We start from the raw sequence: 20,370 nt of genomic DNA on the forward strand, positions 1-20,370 counted from the left end.
ACGAAAGTGGGGGCAGCGGCCCGTTTCATTTTGCGGGCCCGTTTAAACGCAGAACACGGAGTGTGAATGGCGAAGCAACCCGACCTCGACGATTTCCGCGTACCGTATTTCGACGACGGCAAGAAGAACAGCAAATTCTCGCTCGACGCTTTCGATCCAGCCGCGAAGCCTTTTTCGACCGGCTCGAAAGAGTCCGACCGGGCGCGGTTGTCGGAGATCGGCGCGAAGCTCGATACACTGCAGGAGTGCCTGCACGCGCAGCAGAGACGTCGGGTGTTGCTGGTCCTGCAAGGCATGGACACGAGCGGCAAGGACGGCACGATCCGCGCGGTGTTTCATGAAGTCGACCCGCTCGGTTTGCGCATCGTGCCGTTCAAGGCGCCGACGCCCGTCGAACTGGCGCATGATTTTCTTTGGCGTGTGCATGCGCAGGCGCCCGCTGCCGGTGAGCTGACTATTTTCAACCGCAGTCACTATGAAGATTTGCTGGTGCCGACGGTGCTCGGCAACCTCGATGCCGACGCATTCGAGCGACGCTGTTGCCACATTCGCCAGTTCGAAGAGCTGTTGGCCTTCAGCGGTACGGCTATCGTCAAGTGCATGCTGTACATTTCGAAAGACGAGCAGCGTGCGCGTCTGCAGGCGCGCATCGACGATCCGAGCAAGCACTGGAAATTCGACGTCGCCGATCTCGAGGCGCGCAAGCAGTGGGACAAATATCAGGCGGCGTATCGCGATGCACTGGCTGCGACTTCGACCGACTATGCGCCGTGGTACGTCATCCCGGCCGATTCGAAGACCCAACGCAATGTGATGGTCGCCGAGTTGTTGCTACGCACGTTCGAAGCGTTAAAGCTCGAATATCCGCCTGCCAAAGAATCGCTGAAGGGCATCAAGGTCGAATGACCCTGTGCCTTCGGCCTTTTGCTCCAGAAACGAATTGAACGTAAAGGAAACGACATGTTGCGTGTGATTACCGCCAACCTGAACGGCATCCGCTCAGCGGCGAAGAAGGGTTTTTTCGAATGGTTCGGAGAACAGAAAGCCGACGTGCTGTGCGTGCAGGAAATCAAATGCTCACAGGACGATTTGACGCCGGAATTCATGTCGCCGCACGATTTCACCGGGTATTTCCAGCATGCGGTGAAGAAGGGTTATAGCGGCGCGGGCGTGTACACACGTCATGAACCGGACGAAGTCATTATCGGTTTCGGCAGCGAGGAATTCGATCCGGAAGGGCGCTATGTCGAATTGCGCTTCGGCAAACTGTCGGTGATCTCGGTGTACGTGCCGTCGGGATCGAGCGGTGAAGAACGCCAGCAGGCCAAGTTCCGGTTCATGGACGAGTTCATGCCGCATCTCGCGGAGCTCGCACAGGAGCGGGAAGTGATCGTGTGCGGCGACGTGAACATCGTCCACAAAGAGATCGACATCAAGAACTGGAAGAGCAACCAGAAAAATTCAGGCTGCCTGCCGGAAGAGCGCGAGTGGCTCACCAAGCTGTTTGACGAAGTCGGTTACGTCGACGTCTTCCGCACGCTTGATCAGCGGCCGGAACAGTACACGTGGTGGAGCAATCGCGGTCAGGCGTATGCGAAGAACGTGGGGTGGCGGATCGACTATCAGATCGCGACGCAGGGTCTCGCCAGCAAGGCAAAACGCACCGATGTGTTCCGCGATATCAAGTTCAGCGACCATGCACCGCTGACGATCGATTACGACCACAAGCTCAAGAAGTAAGCACGGCCCGAACCGCAGCGGAACCGCGTGAGCCGCAGGCGGGCCTGAAGCCGCAAGCCGCAAGCCGCAAGCCCCGCGAACTCACTCGCTGATCGGTTTGCGGCGCGGGCGGCCCATGCCGGCATAGTCCGGCAACGCATCGACGCTCTTGCCGATGGCCTTCGCATAGAGCGGCAGCATATCCGGCAAACGCTTGATAATGTCCTGGCGGCGCGTCGGCGTGTACGGGTGCACGTAGATATAGCCCTGGTCACGATTGCTGCGCGTCGCCTTGGCCAGCTTGTCCCATAGCGTGACCGCCGCGCGCGGATCAAAGCCGGCGCGCGAAGCGATATCGCTGCCAATTACGTCGGCCTCGGTTTCATCGGTGCTTTCGTACTTCATCTCCAGCAACCGCGAACCGATGCCGAGCGGCGCCTCTCCCAGATCGGCGAGTCCGAATAGCTGCGGGATCGTGCCGGATGAGTCGAGCTGGCTTGACTGGAGTTCGCCGAGCCGCTCACGCGCATGCTCGCGCAATGCGTGCGCAATCTCGTGACCGATCAGCATGCCGAGCTCGTTGTCGTTCAGACGCGCGCGATCGAGCAGGCCGCTATACACGACGATCTTGCCCCCCGGCAGGCAGTACATACGGATATCGGGTGAGCGCACCACCGCCACATTCCACTTCCAGCCCTTCGCGCGCTCGTTCCACTTCAACGAATAGGGAATCAGCTTGTCGACGATCGAACGAACGCGAGTGACGTGGGCGTCGGTATCGCCGTATAGGCGGTTCGCATGCTCTGCACCGTACACGATCTGGCTGAACTCTTCGGCGGCTTGCGCCTCGAGCATTGGCGACGGGATCAGGTTGCGAAATACAAGGTAGCCGCCGTAGCGCAACTGTGTATTCGGACGACTGTAAGACGGGGACGCGGGCGCGCTGGCTGCTGCTGCGGGCGTTGAAGTCGCGGCAGGCGCTTTTGTGGCCGCAGCCGGAACCGAGGTAGCGGCAGGCGTTCTGGCCGTTACCGGCAGCGGTGGCGGCTGTGTTGAAGAGGGCGGCGTGGCGGCCGCAGGTGCGCTGCCGGTGTTCGTGGCGCTGGTCGCGCTGGCCGCCGCCGATGTCGCGTTTTCAGGACTCGCTATGTTCGGCGCCGATTTTGCCGCTGTCGCCGTCGCCGGAGCTGGCGTGGCGGCGGTGGCCGGTGCTGCTGCACTGGTGCCGACCGCAGGCATCGCCGCCGCGTAGGCACTTAGCGGCGTCGCCAACGTCAGGCTCGCGCAACCGAGCGCCAACGCCGCACGCAGCAGCATGCGGTTGGCCTTGAACGAGGAAACCCCGAAGGCATCCGATTCCGGGCGCGCCACGCGCTTTGACTGACGCATCGTCACGACCGGGTTCTCCAGGGCGCGATGCGCAGCAGAAGCAACATGCCGGGCAGCCCCAGCGCAGTACATACGATGAAATAGTCGAACCAGCCGATCTGCGCGACCACATAGCCGCTTGCCGCCGATGCCAACGTGCGCGGCACGGAGGCGAGGCTCGTGAAAAGCGCGAACTGCGTAGCGGTGTAGCGCGGATCGGTGGTGCTTGCGATGTAGGCGGTGAAGGCCGCCATCGTCAGGCCGGTCGCGAAGGTTTCCAGGCCGTAGACCAGCGCCAGCGCGACTGAGCGCGGATCGAGCTGCACGGTCCAGTCGATGCCGACCAGCGAGAGCAGCTTTGAGGTGCCCTGGCTCAGCCAGACAGCGATGTCATAAATCACGGCAAGACCGGGCGATGCCGGACCAAGATGCGCGAGCCATGCAAAGCCGAGCGTCGACACCATCTGTAGGATGCCGAAGATCCAGAGCCCGCGGCCGATGCCGACCTTCATCAACCAGATCCCGCCGACGAGCCCGCCCGCCAGACTTGCGCCGAACGCGGTCGTCTTGGCGATCACACCGATCTGCGTGCGCGAAAAGCCGATGTCGAGAAAGAACGAGGTGGACAGCGTGGTCGCCATCGTGTCGCCGAGCTTGTAAAGGAAGATGAAGCCAAGCACGAAGAGCGCGCCGCGCCAACCATCACGCTGGATGAATTCACTGAATGGCTGCACGATCGCTTCGCGCAGATTCTTAGGCGGCGTGCCATGCATCTGGGGCTCGCGCACCACCAGCGTCATGACCATGCCGGGCAGCATGAATGCGGCGGTGACGATGAAAACGGTGGTCCACGGCAAATGGTCGGACAGAATCAGCGCCAGCGAACCCGGCACCAGCGCGGCGATCTTGTATGCGTTCACATGCACCGCGTTGCCGAGACCCTGCTGCGTGTCGCTCAGCAATTCACGCCGGTAGGCGTCGATCACGATGTCCTGGCTTGCGCCGAAGAACGCGACCAGCGCCGTCAAAGCCGCCACGGTCCAGATCGAGTCGCGCGGCGACACGAAACCTAACGTCCCAATCGCGCCCGCAACCAGAATCTGTGTGACCAGCATCCAGCCGCGCCGTCTTCCCGGACGCCAGCCCGGAAAACGCGGCACATAGCGGTCCATCAACGGCGCCCAGATGAATTTCCAGGTGTACGGGAACTGAATCAGCGCAAAAAGGCCGATTTCCTTCAGATTGACGCCTTCGGAGCGTAGCCAGGCCTGTACCAGATAGACGAGCGTGAACAGCGGCAGGCCCGACGTAAAGCCGAGAAAGACGCAGATCAGCATGCGCGTATTCAGAAACGCGCGCCAGCCGGGATGTTCTTCGTGAGCGGTAAGTGCAGGCGCCTCGTGCGGCGGGTTCGACATGTGGATAAGTGGTGTTAGCTTTTCTTGACGCGATAGACCGCAAGACTACCACGCCAGTTCACCCCCCATCGCACCACCTGGCCATCGTGAAGCACCACGCGATCGAGAATCTCAATGCCGACTTCCGGCGCCAGCGCTTCGAAATCCTTGATCGTCAGCACCCGCACGTTCGGGGTGTTGTGCCATTGATAAGGCAGCGACTTCGACACCGGCATGCGGCCCTGCAGCACAGACAGCCGGTGCGCCCAGTAACCGAAATTCGGGAATGAGACGATGCATTCCTTGCCCACCCGGACTGTCTCGCGCAGGATCGCGGCCGTCTGATGGATGGTTTGCAGCGTCTGGGACAGAACGGCGAAATCGAAGCTGCCGTCTTCGAACAGACGCAGGCCGTCTTCCAGATTCTGCTGGATCACGTTGACGCCGTTCTGCGTTGACGCCAATACCCCGGCGTCGTTGATTTCAATGCCGTAGCCCTGCACGTCCAGTTCTTCGGTCAACAGCGACAGCAAGGAGCCGTCACCGCAGCCCAGATCGAGCACGGTGGCGCGCGGTTCGACCCAGCGGGCGATCGCGCGAAAGTCCGGGCGCAGCGCCAGATAATCGAGTGCTCGCTGGTTCATGCGTTCACCTCGTTCGCAATACGTTCGTAATAGGCGCGCATCAGGTTGTGATAGCGCGCGTCGTCGAGCAGAAAAGCGTCGTGACCATGCGGCGCGTCGATTTCCGCGTAGGTCACGGTGCGCTTGTGATCGAGCAGCGCCTTCACCAGTTCGCGCGAGCGGGCCGGTGCGAAACGCCAGTCGGTCGAGAAACTGGCGATCAGGTATTTCGCCGTGGTGTGCGCGACGGCGGCGGTCAGATCGCCGTCAAAGGCTTTGGCCGGATCGAAGTAGTCGAGCGCGCGGGTGATCAGCAGGTACGTGTTCGCGTCGAAGTAGTCGGCGAATTTGTCGCCCTGGTAGCGCAGATACGACTCCACTTCGAATTCGACGTCGAAATTGAAGTTGTACGCGTCCACCGCGCCTTCCGCGCGGCGCAACGAACGGCCGAATTTCTCGGCCATGTCGTCGTCCGACAGATACGTGATGTGGCCGATCATGCGCGCGACGCGTAAGCCGCGCTTCGGCTTCACGTTGTGCGCGTAGTAGTTGCCGCCGTGGAAGTCCGGGTCCGACAGGATCGCCGAGCGCGCCACCTCGTTGAACGCGATGTTCTGCGCGGAAAGCTTCGGCGTGGACGCAACCACGATGCAATGGCCCACGCGCTCCGGATACATCATGCTCCACGCAAGCGCCTGCATACCGCCGAGGCTGCCGCCCATCACCGCGGCGAAGCGCGCAATACCGAACTCATCGGCGACGCGCACCTGCGCGTTCACCCAATCTTCAACCGTGACCACCGGAAAGGTCGCGCCGTACGGGTTGCCCGTCGCCGGATCGATGCTCATCGGTCCAGTCGAGCCGAAGCACGAGCCCAGGTTGTTCACGCCGATCACGAAGAACTTGTTCGTGTCGAGCGGCTTGCCAGGGCCGACCATGTTGTCCCACCAGCCGATGTCCTTCGGATTGTCGGCGTACACGCCCGCCACATGGTGCGATGCGTTGAGCGCGTGGCACACCAGCACGGCATTGCTGCGCGCGGCATTGAGCGTGCCGTAGGTCTCGACCATCAGGTCGTAACCGGCCAGCGAGCTGCCGTTCTGCATGAGCAGCGGCTCGGTGAAATGCATTTTTTGGGGAGCGACGATACCGATCGATTCCATTCATTCCGCCATTTAACAAATACAGGGCGGCTAGATTGGCGTCGGCGAGGCACGAAGGAGAAACGGTGTGCGCGGCTGACGACCTCTTTAGCCGCATTTATAGTGAACCGCGGGATCGTATGTTCCCGGTAGTTCGCGCGCCCGCAATCGAGTCAGCAAATCGGCGCGTGATAGGTGTTCAGGGTGTTCTGGACAGCGGCTTCAGGCGTAGTGAGTTGCCGAAGTCAGGCGCAAAGTATAGCGGAAAATTTCATGCGACAGCGGCGAGGGCTCCTCGTGAGCCCGCCTGCCGCGCGGACTACTGAAGAATCAGCAGCAGTTGTGCATCGGCGTGTTCGGCGGGCGGCCGTGCAAAGCCGCTGCGAACATACCGATGCCAGCGGCCGATGATGTAGCTCAGCAGCAGACTCGCGCGGATCGCGGGATCGTAGCCGGCGGGCAGTGAGGCAGCATGCCCATTTGCGCTCGGGCTTGCGTTTTCACCCGCGCTTGCGTTTGCCTCCATCTGGGCCAGCCGCAGACACTGCTTCAACGACGCTTCGATCCGTTCCAGCATCTGATTGACGCGCTCGGTCAGCCGTTCGTGCTCGCCGACCAGCGCCTCGCAGGTCAGCACGCGCGTCATGCCGGGATTTTTTGCCGGGAAGTTGAGCAGCATCAATGCGATTGCACGGGCTTGCAGCACGCCGTTGTTTTCTTTGTCGGCGATCTGGTTGATCAGACCGAAGATCGTCTGCTCGATGAACTCGATCAGCCCTTCGAACATTTGCGCCTTGCTGGCGAAATGGCGATATAGCGCGGCTTCGGAGACGCCGAGCCGGGCGGCGAGCGCCGCCGTGGTGATCTTTTCGCTCTTCGGCGCCTCCAGCATCGCGGCAAGCGTCTGCAGGATGTGCACGCGACGCTCGCCCGGCTTCAGGCGTGGCGCACGCGGGGCGGCCGACGGGGAGGGTTCGTCTTCGGCTACGGCTTCGTCAGGCTTGTCGATCGGCTGCATGGCTGTCGTCCCGTCTGCTGTCCCTTCAATCGAACCGAGCGGGTGCCCAGTCGTAGCGATTTTAACGAACGAATGCTGCGATCGACATAATGCGGCCGACCGGTGCCCGGCAGACGCGTCGGTATGCCGTCCGCGTGCGGTTTGCGCGGCAAATGGCCGGTGATCCACACGGTGCGGATGCCGAGCCGCCGGTAGTTCTTCAGATGCGAGCGCGTGTCTTCGACGAGGATCACATCTTTGAGCGAGACGTGCGCGTCGCGCATTGCCCGGCGCAGCATCGCATGGTCAGGTTTGGCGCGCCAGTTGCGGCGATCGCGCATATGTTCGATGGCAATCACCTGTTCGAACAGACGCTCGATGCGCAATTCCGTGAGCACCGCGCGCGCATACGCCTCAGGTGCATTGGTCAGCACGATCTTGCGACCGGGCAGCGACGCGACGAGGCGCGCGACGCCGCGTTCGTGACGGATCATCGAACCGAGATCGGGGAACGTATGCACGACTTTCAGGAAGTCGTTTGGGTCGAGCGGGTGATGGCGTGCCAGACCGAGCAGTGTCGCGCCGTAGCGTTGCGTGTAGCCGGTGCGCAGACGGTTGGCTTCGTCGATATCGACGCCTAGCGTGTCGATGATGTATTGCGTCATCCCCTGATTGATCGCCGGGAAGATCGCGTGCGAAGCGTGGTGCAGCGTGTTGTCGAGATCGAATAGCCAGACCGGACTGCCGCCTGCGATGTGCGGACGACGGCGTCGGGAAGCGGGGGTGCGCATGATGGAGGACGCCGTTCAGGCGCGAGCAGTCGCTTCACGCAGCGAATGCGGACGACGATTCGCGATGCGGAAGGCGATAAAAGAGGAGAGCGTGTTTTTGCGCCGGAGGGCGGCGCGCTGTGCACCACGTGGCGCAGTGACGGTGCAACTGCACGGCCCACACGGCACGCCGGGTAAGCGTGCCGTGTGGGCCGGGTTTGAGGCAGGAATCAATGTGAGCGGATCATCGTGCCGAACGGCTGTTCGGTGAGAATTTCCAGCAGCACCGAGTGCTCGATGCGACCGTCGATGATGTGTACCGAACGCACGCCGCTCTTCGCTGCATCCAGCGCCGACGAAATTTTCGGCAGCATGCCGCCGGAGATCGTGCCGTCTGCGAACAGACCGTCGATTTCGCGCGCCGACAGATCGGTCAGCAGATTGCCTTCCTTGTCCATCACGCCCGGGATGTTGGTCATGATCACGAGCTTTTCGGCGTTCAGCACGACCGCCAGTTTGCCCGCGACCAGATCTGCATTGATGTTGTACGACAGGCCGTCTTCGCCGAAGCCGATCGGCGAGATCACCGGAATGAACGCGTCGTCCTGCAGCGCTTTCACAACCGCCGGATTGATCGCCTCGACTTCGCCCACCTGGCCGATATCGAGGTACTGGCCCGGATTGTCGCGATCCGGCATCTGCATCTTGCGCGCGTGGATCAGGCCGCCGTCTTTGCCGGTCAGGCCGACCGCGTGGCCGCCGAAATGATTGATCAGCGTGACGATGTCCTGCTGCACTTCGCCGCCGAGCACCCATTCGACGACTTCCATTGTCTCTTCGTCGGTGACGCGCATGCCCTGAATGAACGTGCCCTGCTTGCCGATTTTCTTTAGCGCCTGGTCGATTTGCGGACCGCCGCCGTGCACGATAACCGGATTGATACCGACCAGCTTCAGCAGAATCACGTCGCGCGCGAAGCCTTGCTTCAGCCGCTCTTCCGTCATGGCGTTGCCGCCGTATTTGATGACCACGGTCTTACCGTGATACTGGCGAATGTAAGGCAGCGCCTCGGCCAGGATTTCAGCCTTCAAGGTGGGCGCGATCTGCGAAAGGTCAGGAAGCTCGGACATGGCGGCAGGCTCAGGCACGGAACAGTTAAAACAGGGCGAATTGTACAGGACTGGCGCGCTGCAACAGGGTTTTCGATACGGGCGCCGGTGACGGGTGGCGCAGGCTTTGCGCACTGCGCAATGGAGGGGCGCAAGCAGCGGCCGACAATCAAGCTTACCGTCGTTCAACTATGCCTGTGAATTGGCCGAACGGCCGACTCGCGGCGGCCCGTCAGCCGTGGCATCATTTCCTGACTCAGGCTGAAGCGAGACCATCCGGCCCCTTATGAAATTGTCAGCTTCCCGCTCCGAAAGCAGCGCACGTTGTCCGCGCTGCGGTCAGGCATTCGATTGCGGCATGCATGGGGTGCCGTTCGACTGCTGGTGCCGTGAGATGCCGGCCCTGCCGGCAGACAGGCTCGATCCGTCCGGCCGCTGCCTGTGCCCGGAATGTCTCGCAGCCGAGATCGCACGAGCCGTGCAACCGGCGCCGGGAGCCGGCTCACCTTGAACGCGGCGCGGCTTTGGCGGCGGCGTTGCCGACCTACGCCGCGTGGTGCTGGGCCGCAAGCGCGCGCAGGTCACGGGCAACAGCCTCAAGCGCCGGCCCCCATTGGCCGAACTGTGGCTGCCGGTAGAGTGTCGCGCTCGGATACCACGGGCTGTCAGGCCGGTCGAGCAGCCAGACCCAATGCGGATTGACGTCGAGCAGCACCCATGTGCGCTGCCCGAGCGCGCCACTCAGATGCGCTGCGGACGTGCAAATAGTAATGACGAGATCGAGCGCGCTGACAAACGAGGCCGTGTCGTCGAAGGTGGCGAATTCGGCGGTGTAGTCCGACATCGGCAGACCCGCCGCCCGGGCAGCCGCGACGTCCGTCCCGGCACCCGGTTGCAGCGAATAGAACGCCACGTCTTGCACGCCGCCGAAATGTTCTGCGTAGCGTTCCCAACCGACCCGCCGGAATGGATTGCGCTGATGGCCAAGACTGCCGGTCCATGTCAGTCCGACTTTGAGCCTCGTTTCGCCAGCAAGCCTCTGCTGCCATAACGCACTGGCTGCAGCGTCGGCACGCAAATACGGCGTCGCAGTGGGAATGGTCTCTTCGCGCGTGTCGAATATCAAAGGCAGGCTGAGTAACGGAATTTCGTAGTCGAACGGCGGCAAGGATTCGACACCGCCGCCTGCCGAATAGTCGTCCACGTACTCGCTGAGGCTGCGAGCGAGCAGCGCACCCATCTGCGGAAATGAATTCCAGACGAGACGGCCCCCCTCGCGATGAACACGTTCGCCCAGCAGGGGGATATAGCGGCTGAACTGCAGGACATCGCCCATGCCTTGTTCACCCCACACCAGCAGCGTTTTACCCGCGAGCGGTTCGCTTCGCCAGGTTGGCGCCGGCATTGGCGGGCGGTTGCCGCCCAATTCAAGTGAGCCGTCCCAGCGCGCTTCATGAGTTTGCCAACCGTGCGCGTAGTCGCCGCGCATGAGATGCAGCATGCTGAGATTGGCGCGCATGGTTGGGTTGTTTGGCGCTAGCGCACAGGCGGTTTTTTCGGCGCGCTCCGCTTCGTCCCAGCGTTGCGCTTCCCGCAGTGCCAGCGCATAGTTGTTATGTGCCAATGGGCTATGCGGCGCGCATTGCACGGCTCTCGCACCGGCTTCGAGCGCGCGCGGCAGATTCAGATTGACGCGGCTTGCCTGAGTGAGATTGGTCCATGCGTCGCCGTGGCCGGGCTCGTCATGAACTGTACTTTCCAGGAGTGCGAGTTGCTCGCTGAGGTCGCCGCCTGTGAGCATGAGGGCGCCAGCGAGATTGTTGCGTAACTGCGGCAGTTTTGGATCGAGGGCGAGTGCTCGACGATATGGCGTGATTGCCTCGCTATGCCGGTTTGCCATCTGCAGTGCGTAGCCGAAACGGAAGTGTGCAAGGGCGCGACGTGGATCGAGTTGGGCAATAATGGCGGCGAGTTCGATCGCGTCGTTGTGACAATGTTGCTCGAACAACGTAGCAATCAGCGATTCAATCGACTCGTCGTCGAGTGGATGGCGTTGCGCAGCGGCATCGAGCCACTTGGCCTCTGCTTCTGCGGTACCGTTTAGTCGGGCTGCGGCAGCATGCCGCAGAAAAGTCAGGAAAGCTGACGAGGCGGGCGTCTCACGATCGGAAGTAGGCAGCATGGATGGTTTGGGGCGGCACAAAAACCGGTGATGCATGATCGGCCTGTGCGACGCTGTCGCAAAAATTCCATGTTACCGGCATGAGGCCGTGTGGTAAGTCGGACTAGTCCGAACAGGTAAACTTAATGTCATGCATCGTATAACCAACACCGGCCGGGTCAACCTCGGTCATCTGTTCTGGCTACGTAGCCTCGCCATCATTGGCCAACTGATGACGATCGCATTCGTGCAGATCTTCATCGGCGTGCATCTGCCGCTGCCCGCCATGTTGCTTGTGATCGCCCTCGAAGTTATCTTCAACGGACTCACATGGTGGCGTGTCTCGCAGCAGCGGCCCGAGTCCAATCTCGAACTGTTCGGTCAGATCTGGGTCGATCTTGGCGCATTGTCAGCGCTGCTGTTCCTCTCCGGCGGCACCACCAACCCATTCGTTTCGCTGTACCTGCCATCGCTCGCGATTGCCGCAGCCGTATTGCCATGGCATCTGATGGCGTGGCTCGCCGCGTTCGCCGTGGCCTGCTATGCCGTGCTCGGTTTCGATTCGGTGCCGCTGAATCTCGACAACCCGGCGAACCTGTTCGACTACTATCGTGCCGGCATGTGGGTGAACTTCATGGTCAGCGTCGGCCTGATCGCGTGGTTCGTCGCGCGCATGTCACGCGCTCTGCGACTACGTGACGCAGCGCTCGGAGACGCGCAGCAGCGCTTGCTTCATGACGAACGCGCCGTCGCGCTCGGCGTGCAGGCCGCCACTGTCGCGCACGAAATCGGCACGCCGCTGTCTACAATTGCAATGTTGTCCGAAGAATTGCGCGATGCCGCGCGAACCGATAAAGGGCTCGCGCCATACAGCGCCGATCTGGAGTTGCTCGAACAGCAAATGACGCTGTGTACTTCGGCGCTTGCGCGGCTGCGCAGTCGAGCATCGACAACGACCAACCGGCAAACGGTCAACGAATGGCTCGAATCATTTGGCGAGCAATGGCGCTTGCGTCATCCGCATGTGAAGTTCGAGCGGATCGGTGCGCCGCCTGTGGGAGTCAGTCTTGACGATACGGTTGCCGTCAGTCAGATTCTCACGATTCTGCTCGACAACGCCGCGCGGGCGAGCCGCGATCACGTAACGCTGTCGTGCAGGCTTGCGGCACGCGCCGATCAGGTCGTATTCGAAGTATGCGACGCGGGCCCCGGTATTCCGGCCGCGTTGCGCGGGTCGCTCGGCACGATGCCGGTCGACAGCACACAGGGCGGACACGGCGTGGGCCTCTATCTGGCATTTTCGGCGGCAGCACGTCTGAAAGGATCGATCGAACTGACCGATGTCAGCGAGATCAAGCCGCGTGGCACGCGCGCAGTGTTGAGGCTGCCGCTTGCGGCGCGCAAATTATCAGGTGCAGGCCGTCAAGGCACTACGCCATCCAACACGGAGAAACAGGCATGAGCGATATGAATTTTCTGGTGATCGACGACGATGAGGTGTTCTCCGGCATCCTCGCCCGCGGTTTGACGCGGCGCGGTTATACGGTGGCCGAAGCGCACAACGCGGACGAGGCCATCAAGTTGGCGAACCAGCAGAAGTTCAGCCAGATCACGGTGGACCTGCATCTCGGCAACGACTCCGGTCTTACGCTCGTTGCCCCCTTGCGTGATTTGCAGCCTGACGCGCGCATGCTGGTGTTGACCGGTTATGCCAGCATCGCCACGGCGGTGCAGGCGGTAAAAGACGGCGCCGATAACTACCTGGCGAAGCCCGCCAACGTGGAGACGATCTTGTCGGCGTTGCAAAGCGAAGCGAGTTCGCTTCAAGCTGAAGAGGCGATTGAGCATCCCATGCCGTTGTCGGTTGCGCGCCTGGAGTGGGAGCATATCCAACGCGTGCTCGCGGAGCACGGCGGCAATATTTCGGCTACTGCACGCGCGTTGAACATGCATCGCCGAACGCTGCAACGCAAGCTGGCGAAACGGCCGGTCAAGCAGTAAGCACTGGGACCTGCTCGCACTGCGGGCCGTAAAGCAAAACGGGCTGTCTTTCACAGGACAGCCCGTTTTTTTGCGCCTTACACATGATCTGCATCATGCTGAACCCGCGAATTTAACGCGGTATCGACATCACAGCACGTAGCGCGACAGATCCTCGTCTTCCGCCACTTCGTTCAACGCGCGATCGACGTACGCCGCGTCGATCTGCACCGTCTTCCCCGAGTGATTACCCGCTGCGAACGAGACGTCTTCGAGCAGTTTTTCGATCACCGTGTACAGGCGGCGTGCGCCGATGTTTTCGGTCTTCTCGTTGACCGAGTACGCGATTTCGGCCATACGGCGAATACCGTCGTCGGCGAATTCCAGGTGCACGTCTTCGGTGGCCAGCAGTGCCTGGTATTGCTTGACGAGACTTGCGTCCGTCGACACCAGGATCGATTCGAAATCGCCCACTGACAGCGAATCCAGTTCGACCCGAATCGGGAAGCGGCCTTGCAGTTCTGGAATCAGATCGCTCGGCTTGGCCAGATGAAACGCGCCGCTCGCGATGAACAGAATGTGGTCGGTCTTCACCATGCCGTACTTGGTGTTGATCGTGGTGCCTTCGACGAGCGGCAGCAGATCGCGCTGCACGCCCTGACGTGATACTTCACCACCGCCTGCTTCACTGCGCGACGCGATCTTGTCGATTTCGTCCAAAAACACGATACCGTTCTGCTCGACGTTTTGCACTGCTTTGGCTTTCACCTCTTCGTCGTTGAGCATCTTGCCGGCTTCTTCGTCTGTGAGGACCTTGAGCGCTTCCTTCACCTTCAGCTTGCGGCGCGTTTTCTTGCCGCCGCCGATGTTCGCGAACATCGAACGGATCTGCTCGGTCATGTCTTCCATGCCCGGCGGCCCCATGATGTCCATGCCGACTTGCGGCTGTTCGACGTCGAGTTCGATTTCCTTGTCGTCGAGCAGGCCTTCGCGCAGACGCTTGCGGAACGTTTGACGTGTGGTGCTGCCTTCGTCGACGGTATCCGCCGCGCTCGAACTCGCGCCGAAACCGACCGGGCGGGCGCTCGGCAGCAGGATGTCGAGAATGCGGTCTTCGGCCTGATCTTCAGCCTTGGTTCGCACTTTGCGCATTTCTGTTTCGCGCGTCTGCTTGACCGAAATTTCGATCAGGTCGCGCACGATGCTGTCGACGTCACGGCCGACATAGCCGACCTCGGTGAATTTGGTGGCTTCGATCTTGATGAACGGCGCGTCGGCCAGCTTCGCCAGACGCCGCGCGATTTCGGTTTTGCCGACGCCGGTCGGTCCGATCATCAAAATGTTCTTTGGCGTGATTTCCTGACGCAGCGGGTCTTCAACCTGCTGACGGCGCCACCGGTTGCGCAGCGCCACGGCAACTGCTTTCTTCGCGCGGCCTTGGCCGATGATGTGTTTGTCGAGTTCCGAGACGATCTCGGCAGGGGTCATGGTGCTCATCGTGGGTCCTTACTCGATCGTCTCGATGACGCGGTTATGGTTCGTATAGATGCACATGTCGCCGGCAATCTCCAGCGACTTCTCCACGATCTCGCGGGGCGACATCTCGGTGTTGTCAACGAGCGCCTTGGCGGCGGCTTGCGCGTAAGCGCCGCCCGAACCGATCGCGCAGATGCCGCCTTCCGGATCGAGCACGTCGCCGTTACCGGTAATGACGAGGGTAGTGGTGGCATCCGCGGCGATCAGCATCGCTTCGAGGCGGCGCAGCATGCGGTCGGTGCGCCAGTCTTTGGCGAGTTCGACGGCTGCGCGGGTCAGATTGCCCTGATGTTTTTCCAGCTTCGCTTCGAAGCGGTCGAGCAATGAGAAGGCGTCGGCCGTGCCGCCGGCGAAGCCGACCATCACCTTGCCGTTATAGATGCGCCGGACTTTCTTTGCACCGCCTTTCATGACGATGTTGCCCAGCGTCACCTGGCCGTCGCCGCCAAGCGCGACCTTGTCGCCGCGGCGCACGGAAACGATCGTTGTGCCGTGAAATTGCTCCATATGCGTTCCTCTTTGCAAAACGGGTAGGACGCGATGGCGTAGACCATCGCATGAATCCTGGACGCGGACGGCGCGCAACGATGAACCGGTCGGCGCGCGCTCGTGCAACGCATGTTCGGCTTATTTTAGGGCGTGCGCGGTCATATCAAGAGCCGGCAAATGGCATAAGACAAAAACACAGGGTTCAGAACGGAGGAGCGGGAGCAGCACTGAGGTGGGCGGGCGTAGAGATACAAGCCGCGCAGAGAGGGGCGGCGGAACTGGGCGCGCCCTCGAACAGCCGCGCAACGGGCGCTCAGAGCAGCCTGCTCAGCAAAGCCCGAAAAGCGTCGCACAAAAGAAAAAAGGCGCACAGATCACCGTGCGCCTCTCGACGAAGCAGCTTAAAAGGGCGCGGAGCCGAAGCCGCGCCGTAGGCGTTCAGTCGCCGAACAGCTTCTGGCGCAGTTCGCGGCGTTCCTGCGCTTCGAGCGACAGGGTTGCCGTGGGCCGTGCGAGCAGACGCGGAACACCAATCGGCTCGCCGGTTTCTTCGCACCAGCCGTAATCGCCCGAGTCGATGCGCGCGATCGATTGCTGCACCTTCTTCAGCAGCTTGCGCTCGCGGTCGCGCGTGCGCAGTTCCAGCGCATGCTCTTCCTCGATCGTTGCACGGTCGGCCGGGTCCGGCACGATTACTGTTTCGCGCAGGTTCTCGGTCGTCTGGCCGGCATTGCGGAGAATGTCCGCCTGCAGCTGTTCGAGCTTGTTCTTGAAGAAGGCGAGCTGATCCGCATTCATGTAATCCTTGTCGCTCATCTTCAGGATTTCGGCTTCAGTCAAGAGTCGTTTCGTCGTCATCTGGCTTGCTTCTTCAATGTGAGGCAAAACTCTTACATAGTGCCCGCACTTTCGTATTGCCCGCAAAGGCGCCACGAGGACGCGGAGCGCTGGGTGGGCACGGACGATGGGCTGTCGGTGACGCCGAAAAGCGCCTTGCGCCCACGCGCCGGGCGTCGCTACGCCAATGCGGGGCCGAACTCCTCTGGAAACCGTTTCTCAAATGCTCCTGAGGCATTGCTTGCCGGCAGCATGCCTTGTCTGCTGCGCCAGCCGGCATTGTCGGCGTGATTCCCGGATAAGATTTTCCGGCGCCGTTTCAGGCCCGACGCGGAATACGCGCTGGCCGGGCAATTCGTTGTCATTCTCCAGTGGGCACGTATTGTAACTGAATCACAATCCAGCACCGCAACTGGTGAAAATCCCCTGGCGGCGTACCGATATCCCGAAAATATAACGCGCGCACGACCAAAAAGCGATGGTCGTGCACGGTTTAATACAGCAGGGTTTTCACGTGCTTTTCACACGCCCGACATTTCAGCGGGCTTTCGGCCGGTCTTCTGCGTATTCCGCAGATGATTGCCTCGGTGCCCGCGGACGCATGCTCGCGGCAAGGGCGCTGCAGCACGCCGCGTGCCGCACCACTCGCACGGCACGGCAGGCGTAGCGCTTACGCCAGACAGGCGTCCAGGCCGTCGGTGATCAGGTCTTGCGGCAGTTCGATGCCGATAAACACCATCTTGTTGGTCTTCTTCTCGATCGGCTGCCATTTCGCGGCCAGATCGCTGCCCATCATCTGATGTACGCCCTGGAACACCACCTTCCGGTCGACGCCCTTCATATACAGCACGCCTTTGTAGCGCAGCAGCCGCTCACCATAGATCTGCAGAATGCCGCCGAGGAAGTCCTCGAGCTTGTTCGGATCGAACGGGCGGTCGCTGCGGTAGACGAACGATTTAATCTTGTCGTCATGGTGCGCGTGATGGTGATGCGCGTGGTCGTGGCCTTCGTGGTCGCACTTGCCATGGTCGTGATCACAGTTTTCGTGATCGTGGCCGGCATGGTCGTCGTGAGTGTGGCCGTGCTCGTCATGCGCGTGAGCGTGGCTGTGCGCATGTTCGTCCTCAGCGAGGAAGTCCGGGTCGATCTCGAGCTTCGAATTCAGGTTGAAGCCGCGCAGGTCGAAGATTTCCTTGATGTCCGCTTCACCGAAGTTGACGACCTTGATCGCCGCCCGCGGATTCATGTGCAGCAGGCGGTGGCGCAGATCGTCCACGTGCTTTTCATCGACCAGATCGGACTTGGTGATGAACAGGCGATCGGCAAAGCCGACCTGGCGCTGCACCACTTCATGCTCGTCCAGTTGATGGTTCGCGTGCTTCGCGTCGACGAGCGTGATGATCGCGTCGAGCAGGAATTCGTTGGCAATCTGGTCGTCCATGAAGAACGTCTGCGCGACCGGGCCCGGATTGGCGAGACCGGTGGTTTCGATCACAACACGGTCGAAATCCACTTCACCGGACTGCTTCTTCGCCGCCAGATCGCCCAGCACGCGCGACAGGTCGCCGCGGATCGTGCAGCAGATGCAGCCGTTGCTCATCTGGATGATCTGCTCACTCGTGTCCTGCACGAGGATTTCGTTGTCGATGTTCTCTTCGCCGAACTCGTTCTCGATCACGGCGATCTTCATGCCGTGCTTTTCGTTCAGGATGCGCTTGAGCAGGGTGGTTTTGCCGCTGCCGAGAAAGCCGGTCAGGATGGTGACTGGGATCATGTTGGTCGCCTTTACGTAAGTCTGTGCGTAATCGAATTCAAAAGCGCGAATTTACAGCGCGAAATGTGCAGCCCATTCTCTGCAGCGAATGCGTCTGCGTATCCGGTTTGCCGGGCGCGGCAGCCTGACGGCGCGCGGCCCGAACTAGCCGGATATTGAAACATATCTGTGAATCCGGCGCTGGCGGCGGGGGCGAACCCCTCCGCGGCGCACGGGATATAACCCCGAAGCTATGGGCGATCAGGCGATTTGCAACAGCAGGCCTTTCAGGTATTCGCCTTCCGGGAATGCGGTGAGCAACGGGTGGTCAACCCCGGCACCGAGGCGCTTGAGGATCCGCGCATCGACGCGCGCGTCGGCCGCCGCGCCGGACACGATCTTCTGGAACAGTTCGGAGTCGATCGCGCCGGAACATGAATAGGTGAACAGCAGGCCGCCCGGGCGCAGCAACTTCAGGCCGGTCAGGTTGATGTCCTTGTAGGCGCGCGAGGCGCGGTCCACGTGTTCACGCGACGGCGCGAATTTCGGCGGATCGAGCACGATCAGGTCGAAGCGCTCGCCCTCGTCGTACAGGCGGCGCAGGGTTTTGAACGCGTCGGCGTCGAGCCAGATGGCGCGCCCGGCGTCGAAACCGTTGGCGGTCACGTTCTGCTGCGCGAGCGCCAGGGCTTCGCCCGACGAATCGATCGAAACCACGCGTTTGGCGCCACCCTTCAAAGCAGCCAGCGAAAAGCCGCCGGTGTAGCAGAAGCAGTTCAGCACGTCGCGATCCTGCGCGAGCTGCTGCACCAGCAGGCGGTTGTCGCGCTGGTCGACGTAGAAGCCGGTTTTGTGGCCATTGCGCACGTCGACGTGATATCTGACACCGTTTTCGCTCGCGATCAGCGCTTCCGACGGCGCAACGCCTGCCAGCACGCCGGTGATCTGTTCGAGCCCTTCCTTCTGACGGATCGATACGTCCGAACGCTCGTAGACGTTCGGGCAGCCGGTCGCGTCGATTAGCGCGGCGACGATCGCTTCCTTCCATGCTTCGACGCCCGTCGCCATGAACTGGCACACCAGCTGGCTGCGCTGGCCTTCGTCCTCGGCCACGTAATGATCGACGATCAGACCTGGCAGGCCGTCCGCTTCGCCGAAAATCAGCCGCACGGCGCCGGTGTTGTGCACCATCGTCTGACGATGCGCGAGCGCGCGCTGCACGCGGCGCTTGAAGAACGCGTGATCGATCGGCTCCATTTCGTCGAAGCTCCACACGCGGGCGCGAATCTGCGAATGCGGGCTATAGGCGGCCCGCGCGAGGAAACGGCCGTCGTGCGCGCGCACCAGCACGGTCACGCCGGGAGCGGGATTGCCGTCGACGCGATCGATCGCGTTGGCATAGACCCATGGATGGCGCCGCAGCAGCGATTTTTCTTTCGACGGTTTGAGCGTAACGGTATTCATCAGGGTGTTAGCAAGAGCAATAGGCCGCGCGGAAAAGAGTCGCGCGGCAGGTGAAGCGAAGGTGGAGACCGCAAGCCGCAAAAAGCAAAGAGCGGAATCAGTCGCGTTTTTTTGCGCGCGGATGCGCCTGATCGTAGACGTGCGCGAGATGCTGGAAATCGAGCGCGGTGTAGACCTGCGTGGCAGTGATACTGGCGTGGCCAAGCAGTTCCTGCACGGCCCGCAGATCGCCGCTTGACTGCAGCACGTGCGTGGCGAACGAATGCCGCAGCACGTGCGGATGCACATTGGCGGGAATGCCCGCGACCAGCGCCGCGCGCTTCACACGCTCACGCACGACATTCGGCGACAGGCGATTGCCACGCGCCGACAGAAACAGCGGATGCGGATCGTGTTTGACCATCTGGTCGCGCACCGCGAGCCACGCGGTCAAGGCGTCGAGCGCCTTGCTGCCCACCGGCACGATGCGGCGCCGGTTGCCCTTGCCGAGCACTTCGACTTCGGCGGAGTCGAGCTTGAGCCAGCCCGCGGAACGGTAGCCGCCGGCGTCGGCAAAACGGGCGTCGAGGCCGACCAGTTCGGACAGACGCAGGCCCGACGAGTAGAACAGTTCGAGGATTGCATGGTCGCGCAAACCTTCGGTGGTCGCGGCGGGCGGGCTCTCCATCAGGCGCGCGGCGTCGTCGACGGAAAGTGCTTTCGGCAGTGCTTTCGGCTGCTTCGGCGCCCGCACGGTGGCGACCGGGTTGGCCGGCAGATCGACGCGGCCCGCGAACCAGCGGTAGAACGCGCGCCAGGACGACAGCCGATGGCTGATCGAGCGCGCCGTCAGGCCGCCGGCGTGCGCCCGCGAAACCGCGCCGCGAATATCGACGGCGGTGAGGCTTTCGAGCGGCCGGCCTTTGGCCAGCAGCTTGAGTTCATCGAGTTCGTGGGTGTAGCCGCGCAGTGTATGCGCCGACAGCCGCCGCTCATGTTCGAGATTCGACAGATAGGCGGCGATCGGGTCGGCTTCGGTCACGATG

The 20,370-nt window shown here is 61.7% G+C and carries 19 protein-coding genes; 5 read left to right on the top strand and 14 right to left on the bottom strand.

Going from position 1 to position 20,370, the window contains the following annotated elements:
• Positions 1 to 66 precede the first annotated feature (66 nt).
• Both PQR40_RS11585 and PQR40_RS11590 read left to right on the top strand, forming a co-directional pair.
• Positions 67 to 906, top strand: a complete 840-nt coding sequence (locus PQR40_RS11585) for a PPK2 family polyphosphate kinase (RefSeq protein WP_408509039.1) — start codon at positions 67 to 69, stop codon at positions 904 to 906.
• Between the two features lie 54 nt (positions 907 to 960).
• Entirely contained in the window at positions 961 to 1,740 is a 780-nt protein-coding gene (locus PQR40_RS11590) for an exodeoxyribonuclease III (RefSeq protein ID WP_408236875.1), read from the top strand.
• A gap of 81 nt (positions 1,741 to 1,821) precedes the next feature.
• Here PQR40_RS11590 and PQR40_RS11595 read toward each other — a convergent pair whose 3' ends face one another.
• The 7 genes from PQR40_RS11595 to argB all read right to left on the bottom strand — a co-directional run bounded on the left by PQR40_RS11595 (position 1,822) and on the right by argB (position 9,146).
• Positions 1,822 to 3,036 carry a M48 family metallopeptidase gene (locus tag PQR40_RS11595; protein WP_408484213.1) on the bottom strand — a complete coding sequence of 405 codons (1,215 nt, stop codon included), beginning with the start codon at positions 3,034 to 3,036 and terminating at the stop codon, positions 1,822 to 1,824.
• Positions 3,037 to 3,110: 74 nt separating this feature from the next.
• Complete coding sequence (locus PQR40_RS11600) at positions 3,111 to 4,505, bottom strand: AmpG family muropeptide MFS transporter (RefSeq protein ID WP_408509040.1); 1,395 nt, start codon at positions 4,503 to 4,505, stop codon at positions 3,111 to 3,113.
• Between the two features lie 14 nt (positions 4,506 to 4,519).
• Positions 4,520 to 5,128, bottom strand: coding sequence for a methionine biosynthesis protein MetW (metW, locus tag PQR40_RS11605; RefSeq protein ID WP_325044186.1), 609 nt, complete (start codon positions 5,126 to 5,128; stop codon positions 4,520 to 4,522).
• Positions 5,125 to 6,270: a homoserine O-succinyltransferase MetX gene (metX, locus tag PQR40_RS11610; RefSeq protein ID WP_408236869.1), complete on the bottom strand. Its 1,146-nt coding sequence runs from the start codon at positions 6,268 to 6,270 to the stop codon at positions 5,125 to 5,127. The genes metW and metX overlap by 4 nt, the downstream gene beginning before the upstream one ends.
• Positions 6,271 to 6,568: 298 nt before the next feature.
• Positions 6,569 to 7,267, bottom strand: a complete 699-nt coding sequence (gene slmA, locus PQR40_RS11615) for a nucleoid occlusion factor SlmA (protein ID WP_408236866.1) — start codon at positions 7,265 to 7,267, stop codon at positions 6,569 to 6,571.
• A complete protein-coding gene (locus PQR40_RS11620; protein ID WP_408337331.1) occupies positions 7,234 to 8,037 on the bottom strand; it encodes a pyrimidine 5'-nucleotidase in 804 nt (267 codons plus the stop codon). Before PQR40_RS11620 ends, slmA begins: the two co-directional genes overlap by 34 nt.
• 209 nt (positions 8,038 to 8,246) lie before the next feature.
• Positions 8,247 to 9,146 carry an acetylglutamate kinase gene (gene argB / locus PQR40_RS11625; RefSeq protein ID WP_408215308.1) on the bottom strand — a complete coding sequence of 300 codons (900 nt, stop codon included), beginning with the start codon at positions 9,144 to 9,146 and terminating at the stop codon, positions 8,247 to 8,249.
• A gap of 265 nt (positions 9,147 to 9,411) precedes the next feature.
• Between argB and PQR40_RS11630 the strand changes: the two genes are divergently transcribed.
• Positions 9,412 to 9,636, top strand: a complete 225-nt coding sequence (locus PQR40_RS11630; RefSeq protein ID WP_408392719.1) for a cysteine-rich CWC family protein — start codon at positions 9,412 to 9,414, stop codon at positions 9,634 to 9,636.
• Between the two features lie 33 nt (positions 9,637 to 9,669).
• On the opposite strand, the gene PQR40_RS11635 is transcribed toward PQR40_RS11630, so the two are convergent.
• Positions 9,670 to 11,307 carry a tetratricopeptide repeat protein gene (locus PQR40_RS11635; protein WP_408509041.1) on the bottom strand — a complete coding sequence of 546 codons (1,638 nt, stop codon included), beginning with the start codon at positions 11,305 to 11,307 and terminating at the stop codon, positions 9,670 to 9,672.
• 130 nt (positions 11,308 to 11,437) lie between these two features.
• Here PQR40_RS11635 and PQR40_RS11640 point away from each other — a divergent pair, with 130 nt between their 5' ends.
• Positions 11,438 to 12,748, top strand: a complete 1,311-nt coding sequence (locus PQR40_RS11640; RefSeq protein WP_408509042.1) for an ATP-binding protein — start codon at positions 11,438 to 11,440, stop codon at positions 12,746 to 12,748.
• Positions 12,745 to 13,287, top strand: coding sequence for a response regulator transcription factor (locus PQR40_RS11645; RefSeq protein WP_325046232.1), 543 nt, complete (start codon positions 12,745 to 12,747; stop codon positions 13,285 to 13,287). The genes PQR40_RS11640 and PQR40_RS11645 overlap by 4 nt, the downstream gene beginning before the upstream one ends.
• Positions 13,288 to 13,416: 129 nt before the next feature.
• Here PQR40_RS11645 and hslU read toward each other — a convergent pair whose 3' ends face one another.
• The 6 genes from hslU to xerC form a co-directional block, all read right to left on the bottom strand.
• The gene (hslU, locus tag PQR40_RS11650; RefSeq protein WP_408236851.1) at positions 13,417 to 14,763 is read right to left on the bottom strand and encodes an ATP-dependent protease ATPase subunit HslU; all 1,347 of its coding nucleotides are present in this window, start codon (positions 14,761 to 14,763) and stop codon (positions 13,417 to 13,419) included.
• Between the two features lie 9 nt (positions 14,764 to 14,772).
• On the bottom strand, positions 14,773 to 15,309 hold the full coding sequence (hslV, locus tag PQR40_RS11655) for an ATP-dependent protease subunit HslV (RefSeq protein ID WP_097390913.1): 537 nt from the start codon (positions 15,307 to 15,309) through the stop codon (positions 14,773 to 14,775).
• A 420-nt stretch (positions 15,310 to 15,729) separates the two neighbouring features.
• Positions 15,730 to 16,149, bottom strand: a complete 420-nt coding sequence (dksA, locus tag PQR40_RS11660) for an RNA polymerase-binding protein DksA (protein ID WP_408198908.1) — start codon at positions 16,147 to 16,149, stop codon at positions 15,730 to 15,732.
• Between the two features lie 649 nt (positions 16,150 to 16,798).
• Positions 16,799 to 17,902 (bottom strand): CobW family GTP-binding protein, encoded by a 1,104-nt coding sequence (locus PQR40_RS11665; protein ID WP_408236845.1) that lies wholly within the window; start codon positions 17,900 to 17,902, stop codon positions 16,799 to 16,801.
• A 240-nt stretch (positions 17,903 to 18,142) separates the two neighbouring features.
• Positions 18,143 to 19,345 carry a class I SAM-dependent rRNA methyltransferase gene (locus PQR40_RS11670; protein WP_408484148.1) on the bottom strand — a complete coding sequence of 401 codons (1,203 nt, stop codon included), beginning with the start codon at positions 19,343 to 19,345 and terminating at the stop codon, positions 18,143 to 18,145.
• Positions 19,346 to 19,442: 97 nt separating this feature from the next.
• Positions 19,443 to 20,366, bottom strand: a complete 924-nt coding sequence (xerC, locus tag PQR40_RS11675) for a tyrosine recombinase XerC (protein ID WP_408236839.1) — start codon at positions 20,364 to 20,366, stop codon at positions 19,443 to 19,445.
• Positions 20,367 to 20,370 lie beyond the last annotated feature (4 nt).

This window comes from Paraburkholderia sediminicola (assembly GCF_046026855.1).
GTDB classification, from domain to species: Bacteria; Pseudomonadota; Gammaproteobacteria; order Burkholderiales; family Burkholderiaceae; genus Paraburkholderia; species Paraburkholderia sediminicola_A.

Excerpts from the sequence above, each read along its gene's own strand:
- hslU (WP_408236851.1), bottom strand. The coding sequence starts at position 14,763 with ATGAGCACCATGACCCCTGCCGAGATCGTCTCGGAACTCGACAAACAC.
- PQR40_RS11590 (WP_408236875.1), top strand. The coding sequence starts at position 961 with ATGTTGCGTGTGATTACCGCCAACCTGAACGGCATCCGCTCAGCGGCG.
- PQR40_RS11645 (WP_325046232.1), top strand. The coding sequence starts at position 12,745 with ATGAGCGATATGAATTTTCTGGTGATCGACGACGATGAGGTGTTCTCC.
- argB (WP_408215308.1), bottom strand. The coding sequence starts at position 9,146 with ATGTCCGAGCTTCCTGACCTTTCGCAGATCGCGCCCACCTTGAAGGCT.
- slmA (WP_408236866.1), bottom strand. The coding sequence starts at position 7,267 with ATGCAGCCGATCGACAAGCCTGACGAAGCCGTAGCCGAAGACGAACCC.
- PQR40_RS11670 (WP_408484148.1), bottom strand. The coding sequence starts at position 19,345 with ATGAATACCGTTACGCTCAAACCGTCGAAAGAAAAATCGCTGCTGCGG.
- PQR40_RS11665 (WP_408236845.1), bottom strand. The coding sequence starts at position 17,902 with ATGATCCCAGTCACCATCCTGACCGGCTTTCTCGGCAGCGGCAAAACC.
- metW (WP_325044186.1), bottom strand. The coding sequence starts at position 5,128 with ATGAACCAGCGAGCACTCGATTATCTGGCGCTGCGCCCGGACTTTCGC.
- hslV (WP_097390913.1), bottom strand. The coding sequence starts at position 15,309 with ATGGAGCAATTTCACGGCACAACGATCGTTTCCGTGCGCCGCGGCGAC.
- PQR40_RS11620 (WP_408337331.1), bottom strand. The coding sequence starts at position 8,037 with ATGCGCACCCCCGCTTCCCGACGCCGTCGTCCGCACATCGCAGGCGGC.
- metX (WP_408236869.1), bottom strand. The coding sequence starts at position 6,270 with ATGGAATCGATCGGTATCGTCGCTCCCCAAAAAATGCATTTCACCGAG.
- dksA (WP_408198908.1), bottom strand. The coding sequence starts at position 16,149 with ATGACGACGAAACGACTCTTGACTGAAGCCGAAATCCTGAAGATGAGC.
- PQR40_RS11595 (WP_408484213.1), bottom strand. The coding sequence starts at position 3,036 with ATGCTGCTGCGTGCGGCGTTGGCGCTCGGTTGCGCGAGCCTGACGTTG.
- PQR40_RS11640 (WP_408509042.1), top strand. The coding sequence starts at position 11,438 with ATGCATCGTATAACCAACACCGGCCGGGTCAACCTCGGTCATCTGTTC.
- PQR40_RS11630 (WP_408392719.1), top strand. The coding sequence starts at position 9,412 with ATGAAATTGTCAGCTTCCCGCTCCGAAAGCAGCGCACGTTGTCCGCGC.
- PQR40_RS11635 (WP_408509041.1), bottom strand. The coding sequence starts at position 11,307 with ATGCTGCCTACTTCCGATCGTGAGACGCCCGCCTCGTCAGCTTTCCTG.
- PQR40_RS11585 (WP_408509039.1), top strand. The coding sequence starts at position 67 with ATGGCGAAGCAACCCGACCTCGACGATTTCCGCGTACCGTATTTCGAC.
- PQR40_RS11600 (WP_408509040.1), bottom strand. The coding sequence starts at position 4,505 with ATGTCGAACCCGCCGCACGAGGCGCCTGCACTTACCGCTCACGAAGAA.